Here is a 17,343-nt window from a genome sequence, read left to right as displayed (position 1 = left end):
TTACATTTTTGTTTATCCTCATTTTTTACCTCTAGTGTTATATTTAATTAATCTTCTGCCATTTCCCTTAATACCATCGTCTCATAACTCCATCATCTCCACAATAAGTTATGCAACAATCTGGCCCGATTATTGCATAAAGTTTAAAACCCAGAATGTTCAATTTAAGACCATTTCGTTACAATCTTTAGACTTATTTTAACATAGATATTTAGAGTACCTGGTTGAAATTTTAAAAAATACATCTATCTATTTCCACAATATACGCTAAAGTCGATTTTATAATAAAAGGGATTTTAGCAAAGTAAGATCCGTTTTAGCAATACTTTCAGGGCAATGACAATGAATATTTGTCGTGTTATTACAAATGATACAATTATAAATTATTCATTTGAACGTTGTTATGCCAAGAAAAAATAGCGTACTAAATTTTATATGATTTAGCACGCTAAATATGATATATAGGCTAGTAACATCATTTTATTCTACGCCCGCTTCCGCATCAGCCAGAGGAAATACGGCGCTCCGATGATGGCAACCAGGATTCCGGATGGGATTTCATTCGGGGCTAAAAGCGTCCGGCTAAGTACATCAGCTACAACCAGCAAGACGCCGCCAACGAGCATCGTAACCGGCAGCAGACGCTGGTTAGCTGGTCCAACAAGCAAGCGGGACACATGCGGCGCAATCAGGCCGATAAACCCGATGGTACCGACTGCCGCGACACTAAACGCTGCCAGCAATGTTGCTAATAATGCCAGCTGAAAGCGAACAGACATGACTTTCAAGCCCAGCCCCCTTGCTGTATCATCACCCAGTGATAAGGTATCCAGATCACGAATGCGTATCATGAGCAACGGCAGCAATATTACAACAGGCCAGGCCAAGTAATTCAATAGTTCCGGCCACCCCTTGGCATATGTTGTGCCCGACAGCCATGTTAATGCGGATGCCACATTCATATCTGCCCGAACGACCAATATTTGAATAATCGCCTGGCCAAATGCGGATACACCAATACCGAGCAAAGCCAAAATCGTCGGCTGAAATTGCGCACGGATCGCCAGCACCATCACAAAGACAAAAAAGATAATAGAACCAAGGATAGCCCCAACCGGTATCCAGGCAGCAGCCACACCAAAAGCATACATTGTCAGCAGTGCGCCAACCCCAGCCCCGGAGGTTATCCCGATGACAGACGGATCAGCCAGCGGATTGCGCAGCACACCTTGGAAAACCAATCCGCTCACAGCCAGAACCATGCCACTGATCAAAGCTACCAACGCCCTTGGCAGTCGTAAATCCATAATCAGTCCGAGCATAAAATCATCTGTTTCGCCGAACAGGGCATTCCATAACAGAACAGGCTCAAACCCATAATTGCCGGATGCCAGACTGACGAACAGTGTCAACGTAATCATGATGAACAGTACTGGAATGACCATTTTCAACGGCCAGGTGGCAGATGCTTTTCCGGCAATGACGGATGTATTTTCGTCACCATATTTGGACCGCCTCATCCTTAACACCAGGTAAATAAGCCACGGGGCACCGATCAGCGCTGTAATCGCCCCGACAGGCAATTCGGAAAATGACGGGTCAATGATGCGCGCCAAAACATCAGCTAACAACAGTACATTACTGCCCCAGATAAATGAGGCAATCAATAACGGCAAATGCTTCCGGTAACCGATCAGTTTAATAATGTGCGGGGCCACAAGCCCGACAAATCCGATCGGTCCCACGACACTGACAGTAACAGACGTCAGCAGAACAGCTGCCGTGATCGAAACAAATTTAACGAAATGGACATTTTGCCCGAGTGCCGTGGCCAAGTCATCCCCCAACGTGAGGGTATCCAATTTGAAGGCCATCACCAAGATGATCAGCAGCCCGACAGCCACCATCGGCAAGGAAAACCTGACACCACTCCAGTCATTTTGCACAAGTGTGCCTGACCCCCATAAGAACAATCCCGCCGTTTCGTTTTCATAAAAAATTTGCAGAACACTTGTTAAAGATGAAAATAAAAACGTTACAATCATCCCGGCCAGCACCATGCGAACCGGGGTTGCTTTATTGCCGCCCGACAAGGTAAACACGATCAGAAACGTCGCGATACCGCCGACAAAAGCGACAATGACACCATTCCCAACCAATGCCGCCGGTAAAAATACCGTACTGAAAACGACCGCAAAATATGTGCCAGAATGAATTCCGAGCGTACTTGCCGACGACAGCGGATTTTTGGTAACTGTCTGTAGAACTACCCCGGAAACAGCCAGCGCCCCACCGGCAATAATTCCCATAACAGCCCGCGGCATCCGTAAGACACGCACAGTATGATGTTCCAAATTATTCTCAGGGGAAATAAGCGCGTCGATGACAGTACTGACAGAGATTGACACACTTCCCTGGTTAATATGTATAAATGTTAAAAGGCATAAAAGCGCGGTTCCACCTCCAAAGGTAAGAACCGCCACCATTAATTTTCGCAGATTAACCGTCATCTGATCACTCTTTTACCATAGCATCAACCAGCTGTTCCGCCAGTACCTGATTTGACAGTACACCGCCGAATGTCCATGTATCACCGGGCAATTGATGGGTGTTGCCATTTTGAACAAAACTTAAGTTTTCCCAGGCGGCATTGCCTTTGAAATCCGACTCAAAAACATTGTCATCGTCTTGAACAATGTACAGAAATTGTAAATCTTCTTTATTCTGAAAATCTTGCAGGGCTTCCAGCGTCACCTCGGTATAGCCGTACACTTCCGGCTCATCCGTCTCATATACATTTTCCAAACCGAGCTTATTCATGACCTTTCCGACCATCGAATTATCCGTAAACAACCGCAGTGTCGGTGTATTTTGCGCCGTAAATGCCTGTGTGGCTAAAAATGGTGATCCTTCCAGACCGGCATCCGCGATGCGCTGCTTCTGACCGTCAATAAAGGCATCCAACTCAGCGATCGCCTCTTCAGCTTCTTCCTGTTTATCAACAATCTCCGCAAGTGTTTCCATTTCACTGATCATATTTCCATAATGATCCTGAATGGCTTCTTCACCATAAGGGGCGAATGTGACAACCGGTGCAATGTCCTTCAGCTGATCCAGATACTGCTCATGCCGGAACTGGACAGCCACAATCAGATCCGGGTCCTGCCTTCTTATCGCCTCCAGATTCGGTTCCTGCCGTGTTCCGACATCGTCCACACTTTCGGCAAATTCCTTATCAATGTTCACCCATTGATGAAACCCGTCCAGGTCGGCAACGCCAGCAGGCTGAACACCAAGTGCCAGCAGATTTTCGGCATAGGACCATTCCAGTGCCACGATATTTTCCGGTGTCCCTTCAATGGTCTGTTCGCCCATGGCATCTTCTATTGTGATCGTTTGTTCGCTGTCATCTGTGTTGTCCGCATTGTTCGTATCGTTTTCGTCGCTATTTTGACCATCACCGTTGCAGGCAGCCAAAAATAACAGCAACATAAACAGCGGAATAATTGTACGTTTTTTCATGGCATTCGCTCCTTTTACAGTTGTTTCGTTCGGTATGACTCGTCATAAGTGATAAAGATTCTCATTATCATCTTATGTCGCCGAAAACAGCCTGTCAAGTTAAACCATTAAGCGTTTGCCATTTTGACAAATTTATTTTCGAATTCACGCTTTTTCTTCTGGTTGCCGGTATGATCGAAAAAGGCTATGACATCAGCTAGCGCGTTCTCCAACAGATCCCGGTCTTTTGTCAGCTCCAGTTTTTCGATGGCCTTTTCATAGCTTTTAGCAGCTTCCCGGATATTCGGCTCTGCCATATGTTCGAGGCAATAAGCATATTGCATATAAATCATTCCCAATTTCCGGTGGGACGTCTGCGGCAAATTCCGGTAGACGGCAATCGCTCTATCATAATACGGTACAGCTTCCGTCAGCTTGGACTGGTCAAAATAATAAAATGCCACCTCCGTCAGAGCTTCCGCATGGGCCATATTATTCGCCAATGGTGAGCCTTCCAATCGTTCAAGTGCTTCCTGCAAATACGGGTATGCCTTCTCATTTTCATTCCGGCTGCCGTATGTTTTAGCAATTGTTACGAGACTGTTGATGGTCAATTCCTGATTGGTATCACCAGCCATGTCAATGACCTTATTCAAATATTCCAGCGATTCATCCGCTTCATTTTTCATCGAATACATCATACCGATTTTGAAATGGAGATACAATATCATATATTGATCAGGTGTCTCGTTCGCCTGAAAATATGTAAGTCCTGTTTTAAAATATTTAATCGCCCGTGCATATTTTTCCAGTTGCTCCTCCGTTTCAGCCAGCACCAGATAACCGCGAGCCAGTTTAATCCGGTCTACGGTATCCGTTTCTTCCATCATCTGTACTGCCGCACTCAGGATACGGCGGGCCAGCTTGTAATCGCACATATACGCCAGTTCACCAAGCAACATCCAATCAATCGTTGAATCGTGATATAATTCGGAGATGATGTCGGTTGCCGCTTTAACTTCACCCATTTCCGAATGACAGATAGCCTCCACCATTTTCAATTTGTCGGCTAGTTGCCGGTCAAGATCAGCTTCTGAGCGCAAAGCAGCTGATTTTGACAGCACATTTGGATAGTGACTGCGGTTGAATTCCTGCAAGATTTCTTCAAGCTGAACTTTATAGTCAGACGACAGGTCATCCTGAAAATGATCATTCACATTTAATATATCCATGAGCCCTTCCTCCTTCTGTCTTAAATGTTAACCAAGTTTTGTGTTAAAATAAAGGAAAAATCATTTGGTCCGCAGCCGGAAAGGGGTGTTGTGGCATGATCGTTTACTATGATAGTTATTGCAAGCTATGTACCCATTCATCTGTATTCTGGAAAAAGATTGACTGGCGTAACCGGCTCCGTTATTCATCGTTTCGTGATCTGGAAAACTATCCGAAAGCAATGGCGGAAAAACTGCATGTCTATGACCGGGGCCAATGGTTTCAAGGTTATGACGCCATCATCGCGATAAGCAAAAAACTGCCGCCCCTATGGCCCATCCTCCCCATTCTGTACGTGTTTAAGTGGGTTGGACTCGGTGAGCTCATGTACAATACCATCGCGAAAAACCGGAAGCTTGTTCCGGTCAAGCAATGTGGCGATGATGGCTGCAGAATTGATTCGTAAACAACCATCATAAATCGTTGTTTTATGACGGTTCAGCAGACAATACCTGCACCTCCATATGACCATCGTTCGCTGATGCCCGGATTAAAATCGGCTGTTTATGCTGATTCGTAAAAGCAAAATCAGGGCCATACCAGCTGATAGTCGCATCACGGCCCGGCGGCACATAGGGGACACTGCGGCTGTGTGAATAGCGCTCGGTGATATCGATGGATTTCAAATCAACCGCATTATATAATGTCGAGGAGACTTGGCAGATACCACCGCCGATATCCTCTGACAATTCGCCTTTAACAATGACGGGGGCCCGCTGATAACCTTTTTCTTCCGTTCGTTTTCCGACCACATCATTAAAGGAAAACCGCTCACCAGGGAAGACAACATGATTATTAATCGCTTCAGCCGCCAGCTCAATATTACGCGAACGTTCTTCGTTACCAGGCTTAAAGGTCGTTACATAACGGCCAATCTCATGTTCACGGATTTCTGCAAGCAGCTCACTGTCCACTTTAGGATAAACGCTCCGGCCGGGCAATTCAACCTTATCTGGAGGGGTTCCCTCGTAGAAGTAACGCTGAAACAGCTGACGGAATTTCGTCCGATCCAGTTCAACACCAAGCTTTTCCTGTATGATGTTACCATCATCATCCAATTTAGCATTTACTGGCTTTTGATACATTTTCTCGTCAAGTATATCCATTTGCAAAGCCAGTTTTTCATCATCAATCAGCAATCGATCAACATAAAGGCGTTCAAAATCTTCCTTCACCAGTTCAGCTGCCACTTGGCCATCGTCTGTTACCGTTAGTGGAGCTGATGTCAATAAAAAAGACAAGATTACGGTTAACATCTATAACCACCTCCTGTCTTGTAGTATTTGATAATACGTTAAAAACATGAATGCTGTACACTGGCTGATATGTGACGTTCTGCATCGGAAAGGTTTTGAACAACCTCTAAAATAAATAAACAGCAAAGACGATAAGTGAGAGTAGAATGGTCACACCATATATGGCCAACTGCAACGGAATATTGGACTTTAATGATGAGGATTCGTATTCATGTGACCGTCTTAATTGATCCTCTACCGTGTCACCTTCTTCTTCATATTTTTTCATTTTCTTTTCTTCCTGTTTAAAAGCAAAAAATGTGCCACCCAACGCTGCAATGAAAAGGACGACCAAAAAAATAATCAACCCCATGCTCATAAAAATATCCTCCTCTCTCCTCTAGTATATAAGATATATACGATGCAGATAGTGACATTCATCACAAAAGGCGCTTTTTATAGGTTTTGATATAATTGAGCCTAAAGAAACAACCACCCCACCGGTTTGGTAGGATGGTTGCAAATTCCCGGTTCCTATTTTATTACCTGAAGTCTCTTGTGTCCTCGAGCGCACGTGTTGCCACCGTATAACCTGCAACGGTTGCCAGGGCAAGCAGCAATGCATACAGTATTCCATTTCTCATAAAATGTCCCTCCTCAATGATTAAAACATGCGCAGTTTGCCTTTTTTCAAGATAAGTTTCGGACCGCCAAGCAGGAACAGGTAGCGGTTGTCGATGACTTTTTTCATCGATACAGCCGATTTTCCATACAATTGATAGTCATTGAATACTGTTCCCATGGCGTCTGCCTCACCAAGGGAAGCAACGGTACCCTTATCATCAAACACAAATTTGCCTAATGGTTCATGACGCAACAGCGCTTTGATATTGCCGGCACATGTATCCGCATGCTGCATGGCAGCCTGGGCGGTTGGTGGGAATGGCTTGCCTTCTGCCTCGTTCATCACCCATGCACAGTCACCAAGGATGAAAATATTCTCTTCACCAGGTGCACGTAAATCACCATTAACGGTTACTTTTCCTTTCGTCAGTTCAAATCCGGACTTGGAAAGAACAGCATTGCCGGTTACGCCGCCAGTCCATACAATGGTACCGGCTTTAATTTCTTCCTGATTTTCTTCTTCCCCGATAACAAAGCTGTTTTTCTTGCACTCAGAGATTTTCGCACCTTCTCTGAATTCAACCCCGCGGTCTTCCAGAGACTTTTTGGCATACGCAACAAGATCATCATCAAACCCGGGCAAAACACGTGGAGCAGCTTCCACATTAACAATCCGTGCTTTGCTGCGGTCAATATCATACTTCCTGCACAATTCCGGTACTTTCTCAGCCAGCTCTCCGACAAACTCAATGCCGGTAAAACCGCCGCCGCCAACAAGTATGGTCAAGTCCTCGTCTTTTGGATTCTGGGCAGTGCTATATTTGGCAAATTGATACTCAATATGCTCACGGATCATCCGGCTTGATTCAATATCCGTTATGGAAAACGCATTTTTCTCCATGCCTTTAATGCCAAATGTATTCGTTTCAAACCCAAGTGAAATCACAAGGTAATCGTATGTAATGTCACTATTTTTCAAGACAACACGATTCTCATCTTTTTTCACTTCGACGACTTCATCATAAATCAGATTGACGCGTGTCGGATTAATCACATCACTGATCATCATACGCGCTTGATTCTGATTAACTGTTCCAGCCGCCACTTCATGAAGCCATGTTGTCTGATAGTGATAGTTATGCTTGTTGACAAGCACGATTTCCGCTTCCTCGGGGCTTAATTTCTGCATTAGCCGCCTTGTTGTCATCATTCCGGCATAACCAGCGCCGAGGACGACAATTTTTGGTTTACTCATATACATCCACCTTTCCTGATTGGTATCAAAGCGTTTCTGTAAAAAGATTCATTATTAGACATCATCTATATCATATCAAACGTACCCTATTTAGGCTAACAATTCAATACATCGATCGTGTATTTTGTCAAAAATCCCAAAAACCTTTAAAATGACGCTTGAGGTGACTTATGGATACATTCGTGATTGGCCCGTCTGATGAAGCTGTGAAGGAATTGGCCACGACAGACTTGAACATGAAAAAACTGATTAACGTTGTCGGGGAATTAACGGTTCCGATGCGTCCTGACTATTTCAAATCCCTGGTCCGTTCAATTATCGGCCAGCAAATTTCTGTGCAGGCTGCCAATGCGGTTTTCGGGCGGCTGGAAGCGTTGGTTGAAGGGAATATGACACCTGAGGCCATTTTGCATGTCCCCGATGACCAATTTCGAGCAGCCGGTTTATCCGGCCGGAAAATCGTTTACTTACGTGATCTGACCGCCAACGTTTATGACAATACCCTTGACTTTGACCGGATTAGTGAGCTGGATAATCAGTCCGTCATCAAACAATTGACGCGTATTAAAGGCATCGGAAAGTGGACAGCTGAAATGTTTCTAATCTTTTCGCTTGGCCGGATGAATGTGCTGGCCGTTGATGATATCGGCCTGCAGCGCGGGGCGAAATGGCTGTACAACGTGGACCGGTCCGAGCGTCGTAAGATTTTGCTAGACAAAAAGCCTGTCTGGGAACCGCACCTGACCATTGCTTCGTTTTATTTATGGGAAGTGGTCCATTTGGGCTTTGATAAAACGTATCTTTCAATTGATGACATCACATGATTCGCAAGTCAACGACGGGTGTCCGGCACCCGTTCACACTTCTGGATTGGATAAGTCTGGTAATTCTGTAAAAACATAGCACATTCAGCGTCTTGTCCCCGATTCAGTCAATTTGACATCTGTCTTAACATTAATCGGCATGTCTTCGTACACATCCTTAAACTGTTCCTTATCATGATGCCGGTTACTGGCCTTTACATCACCTTCAATATTGAGTGGATCGATAGCCAACTCCTGAAATCGGCTGATAAGTTTCTCAGCGTTTTGCGTAATATCCTTTTCAATATCGCTTTCAACGTTAGCCAGCTTATCTAATACTTGAGTGCCGGTGAACTCCCTGATGCTGCCCCGAAGTTGCAGATTGATGGTCACAGCAGTGCTTCCACCGCTATTTTCCACCGAAACATCTTTAGCAGTTTCAAGATTTTCAACTGATATGTAGTAGTCACTACTTTTATACTGGTACTGGCCATCATTAATTTCTTCGTACAGCATTTTAAATATGATGGCCCTTTCAACTGGCAGTGTATCAACCATTTGATTATCATCAAAGAAGGCAATGGACGTCAATTCCGGAACACCATTGCTGACAGTAAGCAGTGGCAAAAACGGATCCCGGGTGGCACTTTTCCAGCCGGATACGAATTCTTTTAAATTAATTTGCGGTAAATTACCGTGTTCAATATTATGTTCGAATAAGTCTTTAAAAAAAATACCCATTCCTTTATTCGTCTGAACAGCATTTATGATGTCACGCGTCGGGCCTTCTGTCACAGCTAGGTACACGTCCCCCCCGATAGACGGATCTCTTGTCAGAAATTCAATAAAGTCAATAATCCCCTGTTCCGCCAAATCCTGATTGTACAACACCGCTTGCAGCTTCCCGTTCAGTAACCGTTCCGTCGATTTGGCATTCAGTTTAACCCTGTTTTCATACACCGTCCCGGCAGTATCCGTATAAACCACATCGTCAACCTGATCCGGCTGGGTATAATCAGGCGTCACCACGGTCCCCTGGAGTTTATCTTCTTCAGCGGTATCATACCCGGCAACCGTGACCATTTGGATGTGATCGATTATTTTTTTCGGCATATTTAAATTAAGCATCAAACTTACTGCGACAAAGACAAAAAAGACAATATACTTAAGAGCCGCCATGTTTCCGCACCTTCCTGCGAAGCAAGTTGATTATGAACAAAACCGGTACATAAATGAATAAGAACACCCGTCCAATACCTCCGGCTGTGTCATTTAAAATATTAACACCTTGCCTTCCCCCGTAGGAAACGCAGGCGATGAATATCACACCCAGCAAGACAACCGCCACTTTTTTATGGTTGAAACCAAAGGCTCTATGCACTGTTCTTGTGGCGGCCCAGATAAGCAAAACGACATTCGGCAAAATGGTAAAGAATAAGGTCGCAATCCCGAAGTATTCAAAACGCTCCATAAACGGCAGTTCGATAATTCGCCAAAGTCCTAACGTCGCCCAAACGATACGCTCCAATTCACCTTCGTTATAATAAACAAAGGCAATCAGACAAACCGCAAGATACAGGACAGTCGTATAGAGATTGCCATAATGGGCATATCGTTGTGACTGCTCAGCGCCCCGGATAAACGGGTAAAAAACAAGAATTGCCGAGAAGCCCATAAAATTAAGAATGGCCACTGATGAGGACTGCATCAGTTGCGTGATGGAATGCTCCATAACCGGTAACAGGTGGGTGAAATCCGCATACTTTAACGGGAAAAACAATGTCAAATTCAAAAAGAACGGGTAGACGATGCCGAGGAAGCAGACCCCGACGACCGTCCGGAATTGATCTGAAATGATATAATAAATCAGAGGAATCAAAAGCAGTAAAAAGGCCCACACTTTTAGGTGCGGAAACATCCATACCTGAATAATTTCGATATACGTTCGCAGCACAACAATTGCCAAAAAAAGCAGGTACAGCACGAATAGTGCCGTCAAGAACGCACCGAGCCATTTACCAAACGTGAACTGGTGAATCGCAACAATATCACCTTCGTCGTTATGCTTAAGCAGCTGATACATAATCCATATAATCACACTGACACCGACGCCCGATATAATGAGCGACATCCAGGCATCATGGCCGGCATGTTGGCTAATGATGCTTTGGAAGCCAAGAAAGCCGACACCTATTTGCGAACCTGAGATGAGAAAAAACACCATCAGCTTCGATACTTTATCTTTGATTGCAACCATTGTCTATCCCTCTACTTATGATCAGCTTTTTCAACAGGCCGTTCAACTTTAGTTGGGCGCACTTCATACGGGCGTTTGTTTTGCATGTCAAACGGCAGACGGATTAAAGAATCTTTGAAATCGGTTGCCCGAAATGGAAAGATCGGGGCAAAAAACGGCCTTCCCAACGACGTCAGCCGCAGCAGGTGTACCATAATATAAGCAATGGCAATTGTCAGACCAATCAATCCATAAACGTGTGCCATGATCAGTAATGGAAAGCGGATCAGCCGGATGGTGTTACTCATTTTATACACGGGTGTTGTAAATGACCCTAATGCCGCCAGGGCAACTACAATCAGCAGCACATTACTTGTCAGCCCCGCTTCAACGGCCGCTGTACCAATGACAATACCACCCACAATCCCGATGGTCTGACCAATTTTGGTCGGCAGCCTGGCTCCTGCCTCACGCAGTAACTCAATGGTAAACTCAAGAATGATTGCCTCCAAAATAGGCGGGAATGGCACTTGTAACCGAGAGTTAACGAGTGTACCGAGCAATATTTGCGGTACAATTTCAAAATGATGGGTCAAAATCGCCACATACAACGGGGTGATTAAAATCGAGAAAAAGACGGCAACCAAACGAATCAGCCGAAACGCCGACGCAGTCATCCAATTTAAAAAATAATCTTCAAATGCGGAAAAAAATTCAATCAACGTTGTCGGTCCGAGTAGAACATGCGGCGAACCGTCAACAACGACCGCCACTTTCCCTTCCACAAGTACAGAGGCAATCCGATCAGACCGTTCCGTATCCAAAAGCTGCGGGAATGGTGAATTTTTATTATCAGCGATTAACTGCTGAATAAATGAACTGTCAATGACCTGGTCGATATCCACATCTTTGATGCGTTGGATGACCGTATTCACATTTTCCTTGTCAGCTATGCCATCAATTGATAAAACCGCGACTTCTGTTTTTGTGATGGTACCAACTTTTAACTTTTTGACACTTAATTCAGGGATGGCCAGCCTTTTTCGGATTAAGTTCAAATTGGTATCAATATCTTCCACAAACGCTTCTTTTGGCCCGACAACACTGAATTCGATTTCAGGAGTGTCTACCTGACGTTTTTCATCAAGTGGAAGTGGGATCAGCAAGTATGAGGGGCTGGCATTCTCCATATAAAGAAATACAAAACCCTGCGTCAGTTTTTCCTGAATCTGACTGTTATCATCAGTTAATTCCGTTTTGGTAAACGGGATATGCGCATTCAGTTCGGTTAAATCCTGGTACGCATAGTCCTGCACCCGGGGCAGGATGTATTTTTCCAGTTTTTGCGGGTCAACACCTGTTTTTAAATACCCTAAATGGATTGTTCCGTTTTCGTGCTCATGCCGGAAATAAATAAAACCGTCTTTCGTTTGTAATGTGTTTAATAGCTTTTCAAAATCCCTTCGTACTTGTTTCTGAGCTGTTTTTTTGTTCATGGGTGCATCCCTCTTGAAATAGATAAGCGTAATACGGTTAGTATGTAAGGTTGGACAGTTTATTATTCATAGGGATGGATTATATGTGATAACCTGCAAAAATAAAAAACTGCGGACTTAATAGAAGTGTCATGTCACAGGTTTAACATCATTAATGGAAAAAAGTTTCAAATAAGATACATATTTTTTAAAACATACGGCATGCTAACGACAGAGCGCTATGCAGCTCGAAAAATTTTAACTGGAGGTTATATGTAATGGCACAACAGAACCAACAGCAGCAACAGCTGCAACAAGCGGTACAACAAGCACAGCAGGCGCAGCAGGCTGTCCAGCAAGCACAGGCCAGCGCCGATCCGCAGCAGCTGCAACAAGCACAGCAGCAGGTACAGCAAGCTGAACAACAGCTGCAAAATGCACAACAGCAAGCCGGTGCACAGCAAAACCAACAACAAGTACAACAGGCACAGCAGCAGCTACAGCAGGCACAGCAGCAGGTACAGCAGGCTCGCCAGCAGGCTACTCAAGCACAGCAAAACAACAATCAATAACTTTCCGGAATATAACCGGTATTAAAAAGGGAGCCCCAAAACGGGCTCCCTTCTATTTTTCACGTGCTATCATTTCGACCATTTTATCCTCGATTGCCGGTGCATCTTCTTCATCAAGCAAATTATTCAGCATGATGGAAAAAATCAGCTTGTCCCCTTGCGCTGTCTCCACATAACCTGACAGGGTACTCACACCATCAATCGTCCCTGTTTTGGCCATAACGGTTTGCCCATCCATCCGGTAGCGCAATGTTCCACCGGACATCCGGTCTGATGTGCCGCCTGCAGGAAGCGCGTTCAGGTATGTATCAAACCAGGATTTCTCCTGTACAGCATACAGCAATGTCGTGATTTCATTGGCGGGAATCAGATTCATATGTGAAATACCCGATCCGTCTCTGATGGTAAGCGAATCGGTATTTACTCCCAATTTCTCTAGTGTTGTTCCGATAACATCCAACCCCTTTTCCCAGGTGCCTTCATCATGTACAACTTTCCCCATTTCCTTGACAAGCACCTCAGCATGGGTATTGTTGCTTAATTTCATGAACGGAACAAGCAGCTCAGACAGCGGCATCGATTCATGTGTATATAATTCATCCGTTTTTTCCGGAGCTTGTCCAATTTTCACCTCGCCGGTCCACGTGATCCCCTGGTTTTCCAGCGATTGCCTGAATAAATCCAGCGCATAGCCAGTCGGTTCCCAGACAGCCATCCATTCGTTGATATTGGCTGACCCGGCGGGTATCGTCCCTTCCACCTTAATCGTATTGCCGCCATGCTCGCGCGCCACTGATAAATCGTCTTCACCGTCTGCCGCAATCGTTTCGGCTTGATTGTTCACCTGTACATAAGCCGTCTCGGGTGATACGGTGACCACTGGTTTCTCCCCAGGGTCACCCGGCTGTACGTTAACCGTGACCGTTCCGGCGTCAAAATCTTCATCTGGTGAAGCGGTTAATGCAGAAATTTGTGCCCCATAATACCACTGCTCGTCGCTCCAGACTAAATCAGGCGACAAACGGACATCATCATACCATGTATCGTCCACGACAATATCCCCTTCAATTACATTTATGCCGTTTTCCTGCACTTTTTTAGCAAACAGATCAAAGTCTTCAGGCAGCAGTGTTGGATCACCTTTCCCTTTTAAAAAAAGGTCGCCGTTCAGTTCATTATTTGATACAGATCCGTCAGTCAGCACTTCTGTCACAAACGTATAATCCTCTCCCAATACGGAAAGTGCTGCGGCAGCTGTTAATAACTTCATGTTGGAAGCCGGACGCAGCCTCACATCCCCCATATGGTCATAAATGTTATCGCCTGTTGAGGCGTGACGAACACTTATTCCAGCGATCGCACCCTTTAGTTTCGGCTCGTTTTCAATCAATTGATTCAGTTTTTCACCTAACATATTGGACGCCTCTTCCCCGCTATCTGTCTGTTCTGGTTTATTTATAGCAAACGACCCTATCAAACATACGGTCAGAAAAAGAAACAGCATTCCAAAACTATAAAATTTCCTCATTCGCCTCGATCACCCCAATAAGCCTTACAATTATAGTTCGCCATTGATGGCGCTAATTCCTTTATTTGCATTGTTACCCCCTCCAAAATGATGGGCCTAAGGAGAAGGATTTATACAAATTCCATTCACCAACGTTTTCTCGATGGACAGCATACGGCGTTCAATCCCGCCTGTCGTTAAAATAAATGGTTGGCGCGACGACAATAATTCCCGGCATAGCCCCAGGAACTTTCGGAAAAAGGCTGACATAGGCTGATATAGGATTTAAAAAGAGAGGAGAAATATGTATGAATCTCTATCCAATTATTTATCAAAATCCGCCTGTCGAAGAAGTGACCAGTATCAGTTATCCCAAAATCAGTCCAAAAGCGGTTATCGGAACGGACTCTATGATAATCGGTAACATCACGATAGCGGATGATGTGTTTGTGGGCTTTAAAAATTTGCTTCGCGCAGATTCGGGGTATCCTTATTATGTTGGTCCCTGTACGAACATACAGGATAATGTCTTAATGCATGTCCATCCAGGCAGAGAACACGTTGTCGTCAATGATCAAAAATGGGGCGTCTATCTGGAAGGCGAAAATAGTGTCTTGCATCATGCCGCCGTTCACGGGCCATTGTTCATTGGATACAATACTTACGTTGGACAGCATGCCAGCATTTATGATGCGGTCATAGGGCGGAATTGTGTGATCATGCACAACGCTACAGTAACAAATGGCGTCAGAATCGGTGATAACCGTTTTGTGGCTCCAGGACAATCGGTCTGGCAGCAAGAAGACGCGGATAAACTCCCGCCCGTTCCAGAGCAATACCAGGGACTGAACCAGCACATTGTTGATCATTACTACCGGCTCGGAAAATCCTATGGTTGGAATACACCACTGGCATTTCCCTGCGAATAGGCTGCTCTCCCGCTTCACCGCCATCTACAGCGATTATTCAGAACACTAACCAAGAAAAGACCAAGGCGTGCAGCACCAAGCCTTGGTCTTCTAAATAAAATTAGTTCACATAGCGGCCATAATCCGGAATCGCTATCGCGTCAAAGTGATTGACCAGTCTTTCTAAACCATCTGAAAGTTCATTGCCGGACATTGGTTTCCCGTGACCGCCTCGTGCTCATGCCCTTATACTTAATGGTTCTGTTCGCTCCCAAACATTACCAACCTGCAGTAGGCGTTTTTCGGAAAGATGATTGCCAATGAATTGCATACCAACAGGAAGTCCTTTTTTGTCTAATCCCATTGGTACAGCTAAGCCTGGCGTTCCCGTTAAATTGACGGGGGAGGTAAATGGCAAGCAGCGTCTTATCACCTCTAAATTCTGCTCGATCCAATACTCACTGAACGCCGGCGTTGTCATCGGTATCGTCGGACCTAGCAGCACATCAACATCTTCAAAGGCTTTATCAAATGCTTCTGTCATCTTTCTTCGGGCTTGCTGAGCTCTGACGTATTGGGGTGTATTCGTCAATGTACCGGATAAAAAGAATGTCCGGTTATCCGCGGAATAATCCTCTGAACACGTCTGCAGCCATTCGTAATGAAAATCAGATGCTTCTCCAGTGATAATGGCATAGCCTGAAAACGTTGACAGCGTTAATTCAGGGATCGTCATTTTCCTTATGTCAGCTCCTAAATGCTGCAATGTTGTGATCGCATGCTGAAAAAGCTTTTCGACATCGGGATCTAATCCCTCGAGATAATAAGACGGAATACCGATTTTTATGCCATTGATTCCTTGATTGAGATGTTCCGTGTAATTTGGAACGGGTGCCTTAAGGCTTGCAGGATCATTGGCATCAAAGCCTGCCATGCATTGAAGCATCAAAGTCAAATCTGAAACCGACCGTGCCATGGGTCCGGCAGTATCTAATGACATCGCTGTAGGAAAAACGCCATGCGTACTCGTGAGCCCATAAGTCGGCTTCAAACCGTAAACACCACACATAGCAGCAGGTAAGCGAATCGAACCAAATGTGTCTGATCCAGTTGCAAGTGTTGTCAGACCGGCTGCCAAGGAAGCAGTGCCGCCACCGCTTGATCCGCCTGGCATATGATGGGTATTCCATGGGTTTCGGGTTGTGCCAAAGAACGGATTTGTCCCGGTTGATCCAGCGGCAAGTTCATGCATGTTTTGTTTTCCCAGCATAATGGCCCCTGCTCCTAACAGCTTGTCGACTGTTGTCGCCGTTTTGTCAGGTATGAAATCTGCAAAAAGTTTTGAACCGACTGTCGTTCGTATGCCTGTTGTACAGTAATTGTCTTTGACTCCGATCGGAATGCCATGGAGAGGTCCTTTATAGGCACCGCTTATTATATCAGCTTCTGCTTTTTTTGCCTGCTGGCGGGCTAAATCGTGAAGAGGTGTAATATATGTATGGAGACTCGAATCCATTGTATTGATGCGGTTTAACATATGATTGGTCAGTTCGACCGGCGACAGTTGCCGTGATTGGATTAAGGGTGCAAGCTCACTAGCAGTTAGGAAGGCTAATTCACTCATCGCGCATTAACGCCTTATCAACAATCGTCATGGGTACTTCTTGATTCAGATGAGGGAATGCGGTGAGAGACGCCTGAGCCTGATTCATCGTACAAAGTATGTTATGAATAAACGGGATATCCGCCTCATAGACAGGCAAACCCTGTAAATATAATCCCTGTCTAATCATGTTCGTTTTTTCCATCTGACATTCCTCCTTTATGGCTGATATTACTATATGAAACGGGTGAGTGATTATGCAGATTTTTTATGTTAGGCATTTTGAGGAAAAATTTGATGGGTGTAATGTTCTAAACAGAGTTTAATGTTAAGAATTTGTCACATAATAATA

Annotated in this window: 16 protein-coding genes; 4 read left to right on the top strand and 12 right to left on the bottom strand. The window is 44.9% G+C overall.

Going from position 1 to position 17,343, the window contains the following annotated elements; translation table 11 throughout:
- Nucleotides 1–485: 485 nt before the first annotated feature.
- The 3 genes from ACFQ4A_RS17310 to ACFQ4A_RS17300 all read right to left on the bottom strand — a co-directional run bounded on the left by ACFQ4A_RS17310 (nucleotide 486) and on the right by ACFQ4A_RS17300 (nucleotide 4,733).
- On the bottom strand, nucleotides 486–2,510 hold the full coding sequence (locus ACFQ4A_RS17310; RefSeq protein WP_382402644.1) for an iron ABC transporter permease: 2,025 nt from the start codon (nucleotides 2,508–2,510) through the stop codon (nucleotides 486–488).
- A 4-nt stretch (nucleotides 2,511–2,514) separates the two neighbouring features.
- Nucleotides 2,515–3,522, bottom strand: coding sequence for an ABC transporter substrate-binding protein (locus ACFQ4A_RS17305; RefSeq protein WP_382402643.1), 1,008 nt, complete (start codon nucleotides 3,520–3,522; stop codon nucleotides 2,515–2,517).
- Nucleotides 3,523–3,629: 107 nt separating this feature from the next.
- Nucleotides 3,630–4,733 (bottom strand): tetratricopeptide repeat protein, encoded by a 1,104-nt coding sequence (locus ACFQ4A_RS17300; RefSeq protein ID WP_382402642.1) that lies wholly within the window; start codon nucleotides 4,731–4,733, stop codon nucleotides 3,630–3,632.
- Between the two features lie 95 nt (nucleotides 4,734–4,828).
- On the opposite strand from ACFQ4A_RS17300, the gene ACFQ4A_RS17295 reads away from it, so the two are divergent.
- Entirely contained in the window at nucleotides 4,829–5,179 is a 351-nt protein-coding gene (locus ACFQ4A_RS17295; protein ID WP_382402641.1) for a thiol-disulfide oxidoreductase DCC family protein, read from the top strand.
- A 22-nt stretch (nucleotides 5,180–5,201) separates the two neighbouring features.
- On the opposite strand, the gene ACFQ4A_RS17290 is transcribed toward ACFQ4A_RS17295, so the two are convergent.
- From ACFQ4A_RS17290 to ACFQ4A_RS17280, 3 genes are all read right to left on the bottom strand, one after another.
- Nucleotides 5,202–6,029, bottom strand: a complete 828-nt coding sequence (locus tag ACFQ4A_RS17290) for a VanW family protein (RefSeq protein ID WP_382402640.1) — start codon at nucleotides 6,027–6,029, stop codon at nucleotides 5,202–5,204.
- A 106-nt stretch (nucleotides 6,030–6,135) separates the two neighbouring features.
- Nucleotides 6,136–6,387 (bottom strand): hypothetical protein, encoded by a 252-nt coding sequence (locus tag ACFQ4A_RS17285; RefSeq protein ID WP_382402639.1) that lies wholly within the window; start codon nucleotides 6,385–6,387, stop codon nucleotides 6,136–6,138.
- 285 nt (nucleotides 6,388–6,672) lie between these two features.
- Nucleotides 6,673–7,887, bottom strand: coding sequence for an NAD(P)/FAD-dependent oxidoreductase (locus tag ACFQ4A_RS17280; protein ID WP_382402638.1), 1,215 nt, complete (start codon nucleotides 7,885–7,887; stop codon nucleotides 6,673–6,675).
- A gap of 170 nt (nucleotides 7,888–8,057) precedes the next feature.
- On the opposite strand from ACFQ4A_RS17280, the gene ACFQ4A_RS17275 reads away from it, so the two are divergent.
- Nucleotides 8,058–8,711 (top strand): DNA-3-methyladenine glycosylase family protein, encoded by a 654-nt coding sequence (locus ACFQ4A_RS17275; RefSeq protein ID WP_382402637.1) that lies wholly within the window; start codon nucleotides 8,058–8,060, stop codon nucleotides 8,709–8,711.
- Between the two features lie 84 nt (nucleotides 8,712–8,795).
- Here the strand turns inward: ACFQ4A_RS17275 and ACFQ4A_RS17270 are convergent, their stop codons facing one another.
- The 3 genes from ACFQ4A_RS17270 to ACFQ4A_RS17260 are packed head-to-tail and all read right to left on the bottom strand — an operon-like array spanning nucleotide 8,796 to nucleotide 12,422.
- Nucleotides 8,796–9,869, bottom strand: a complete 1,074-nt coding sequence (locus tag ACFQ4A_RS17270) for a Ger(x)C family spore germination protein (protein WP_382402636.1) — start codon at nucleotides 9,867–9,869, stop codon at nucleotides 8,796–8,798.
- The gene (locus ACFQ4A_RS17265) at nucleotides 9,856–10,947 is read right to left on the bottom strand and encodes a GerAB/ArcD/ProY family transporter (RefSeq protein WP_382402635.1); all 1,092 of its coding nucleotides are present in this window, start codon (nucleotides 10,945–10,947) and stop codon (nucleotides 9,856–9,858) included. The genes ACFQ4A_RS17270 and ACFQ4A_RS17265 overlap by 14 nt, the downstream gene beginning before the upstream one ends.
- A gap of 11 nt (nucleotides 10,948–10,958) precedes the next feature.
- On the bottom strand, nucleotides 10,959–12,422 hold the full coding sequence (locus ACFQ4A_RS17260) for a spore germination protein (RefSeq protein ID WP_382402634.1): 1,464 nt from the start codon (nucleotides 12,420–12,422) through the stop codon (nucleotides 10,959–10,961).
- A 257-nt stretch (nucleotides 12,423–12,679) separates the two neighbouring features.
- Here ACFQ4A_RS17260 and ACFQ4A_RS17255 point away from each other — a divergent pair, with 257 nt between their 5' ends.
- Nucleotides 12,680–12,973 carry a hypothetical protein gene (locus tag ACFQ4A_RS17255; protein WP_382402633.1) on the top strand — a complete coding sequence of 98 codons (294 nt, stop codon included), beginning with the start codon at nucleotides 12,680–12,682 and terminating at the stop codon, nucleotides 12,971–12,973.
- A gap of 52 nt (nucleotides 12,974–13,025) precedes the next feature.
- Here the strand turns inward: ACFQ4A_RS17255 and dacB are convergent, their stop codons facing one another.
- Nucleotides 13,026–14,501 (bottom strand): D-alanyl-D-alanine carboxypeptidase/D-alanyl-D-alanine endopeptidase, encoded by a 1,476-nt coding sequence (gene dacB, locus ACFQ4A_RS17250; protein WP_382402632.1) that lies wholly within the window; start codon nucleotides 14,499–14,501, stop codon nucleotides 13,026–13,028.
- A gap of 287 nt (nucleotides 14,502–14,788) precedes the next feature.
- Between dacB and ACFQ4A_RS17245 the strand changes: the two genes are divergently transcribed.
- Complete coding sequence (locus ACFQ4A_RS17245) at nucleotides 14,789–15,409, top strand: carbonate dehydratase (protein ID WP_382402631.1); 621 nt, start codon at nucleotides 14,789–14,791, stop codon at nucleotides 15,407–15,409.
- Between the two features lie 217 nt (nucleotides 15,410–15,626).
- Here the strand turns inward: ACFQ4A_RS17245 and ACFQ4A_RS17240 are convergent, their stop codons facing one another.
- Together ACFQ4A_RS17240 and ACFQ4A_RS17235 are read right to left on the bottom strand one after the other, a co-directional pair.
- The gene (locus tag ACFQ4A_RS17240) at nucleotides 15,627–17,012 is read right to left on the bottom strand and encodes an amidase (RefSeq protein WP_382402630.1); all 1,386 of its coding nucleotides are present in this window, start codon (nucleotides 17,010–17,012) and stop codon (nucleotides 15,627–15,629) included.
- A complete protein-coding gene (locus ACFQ4A_RS17235) occupies nucleotides 17,005–17,196 on the bottom strand; it encodes a hypothetical protein (protein WP_382402629.1) in 192 nt (63 codons plus the stop codon). The genes ACFQ4A_RS17240 and ACFQ4A_RS17235 overlap by 8 nt, the downstream gene beginning before the upstream one ends.
- Between the last annotated feature and the right edge of the window lie 147 nt (nucleotides 17,197–17,343).

The sequence above is a fragment of the Lentibacillus salinarum genome (assembly GCF_042679865.1).
GTDB lineage: Bacteria > Bacillota > Bacilli > Bacillales > Amphibacillaceae > Lentibacillus > Lentibacillus salinarum.
This window is presented reverse-complemented; position numbering and strand designations above follow the sequence as displayed.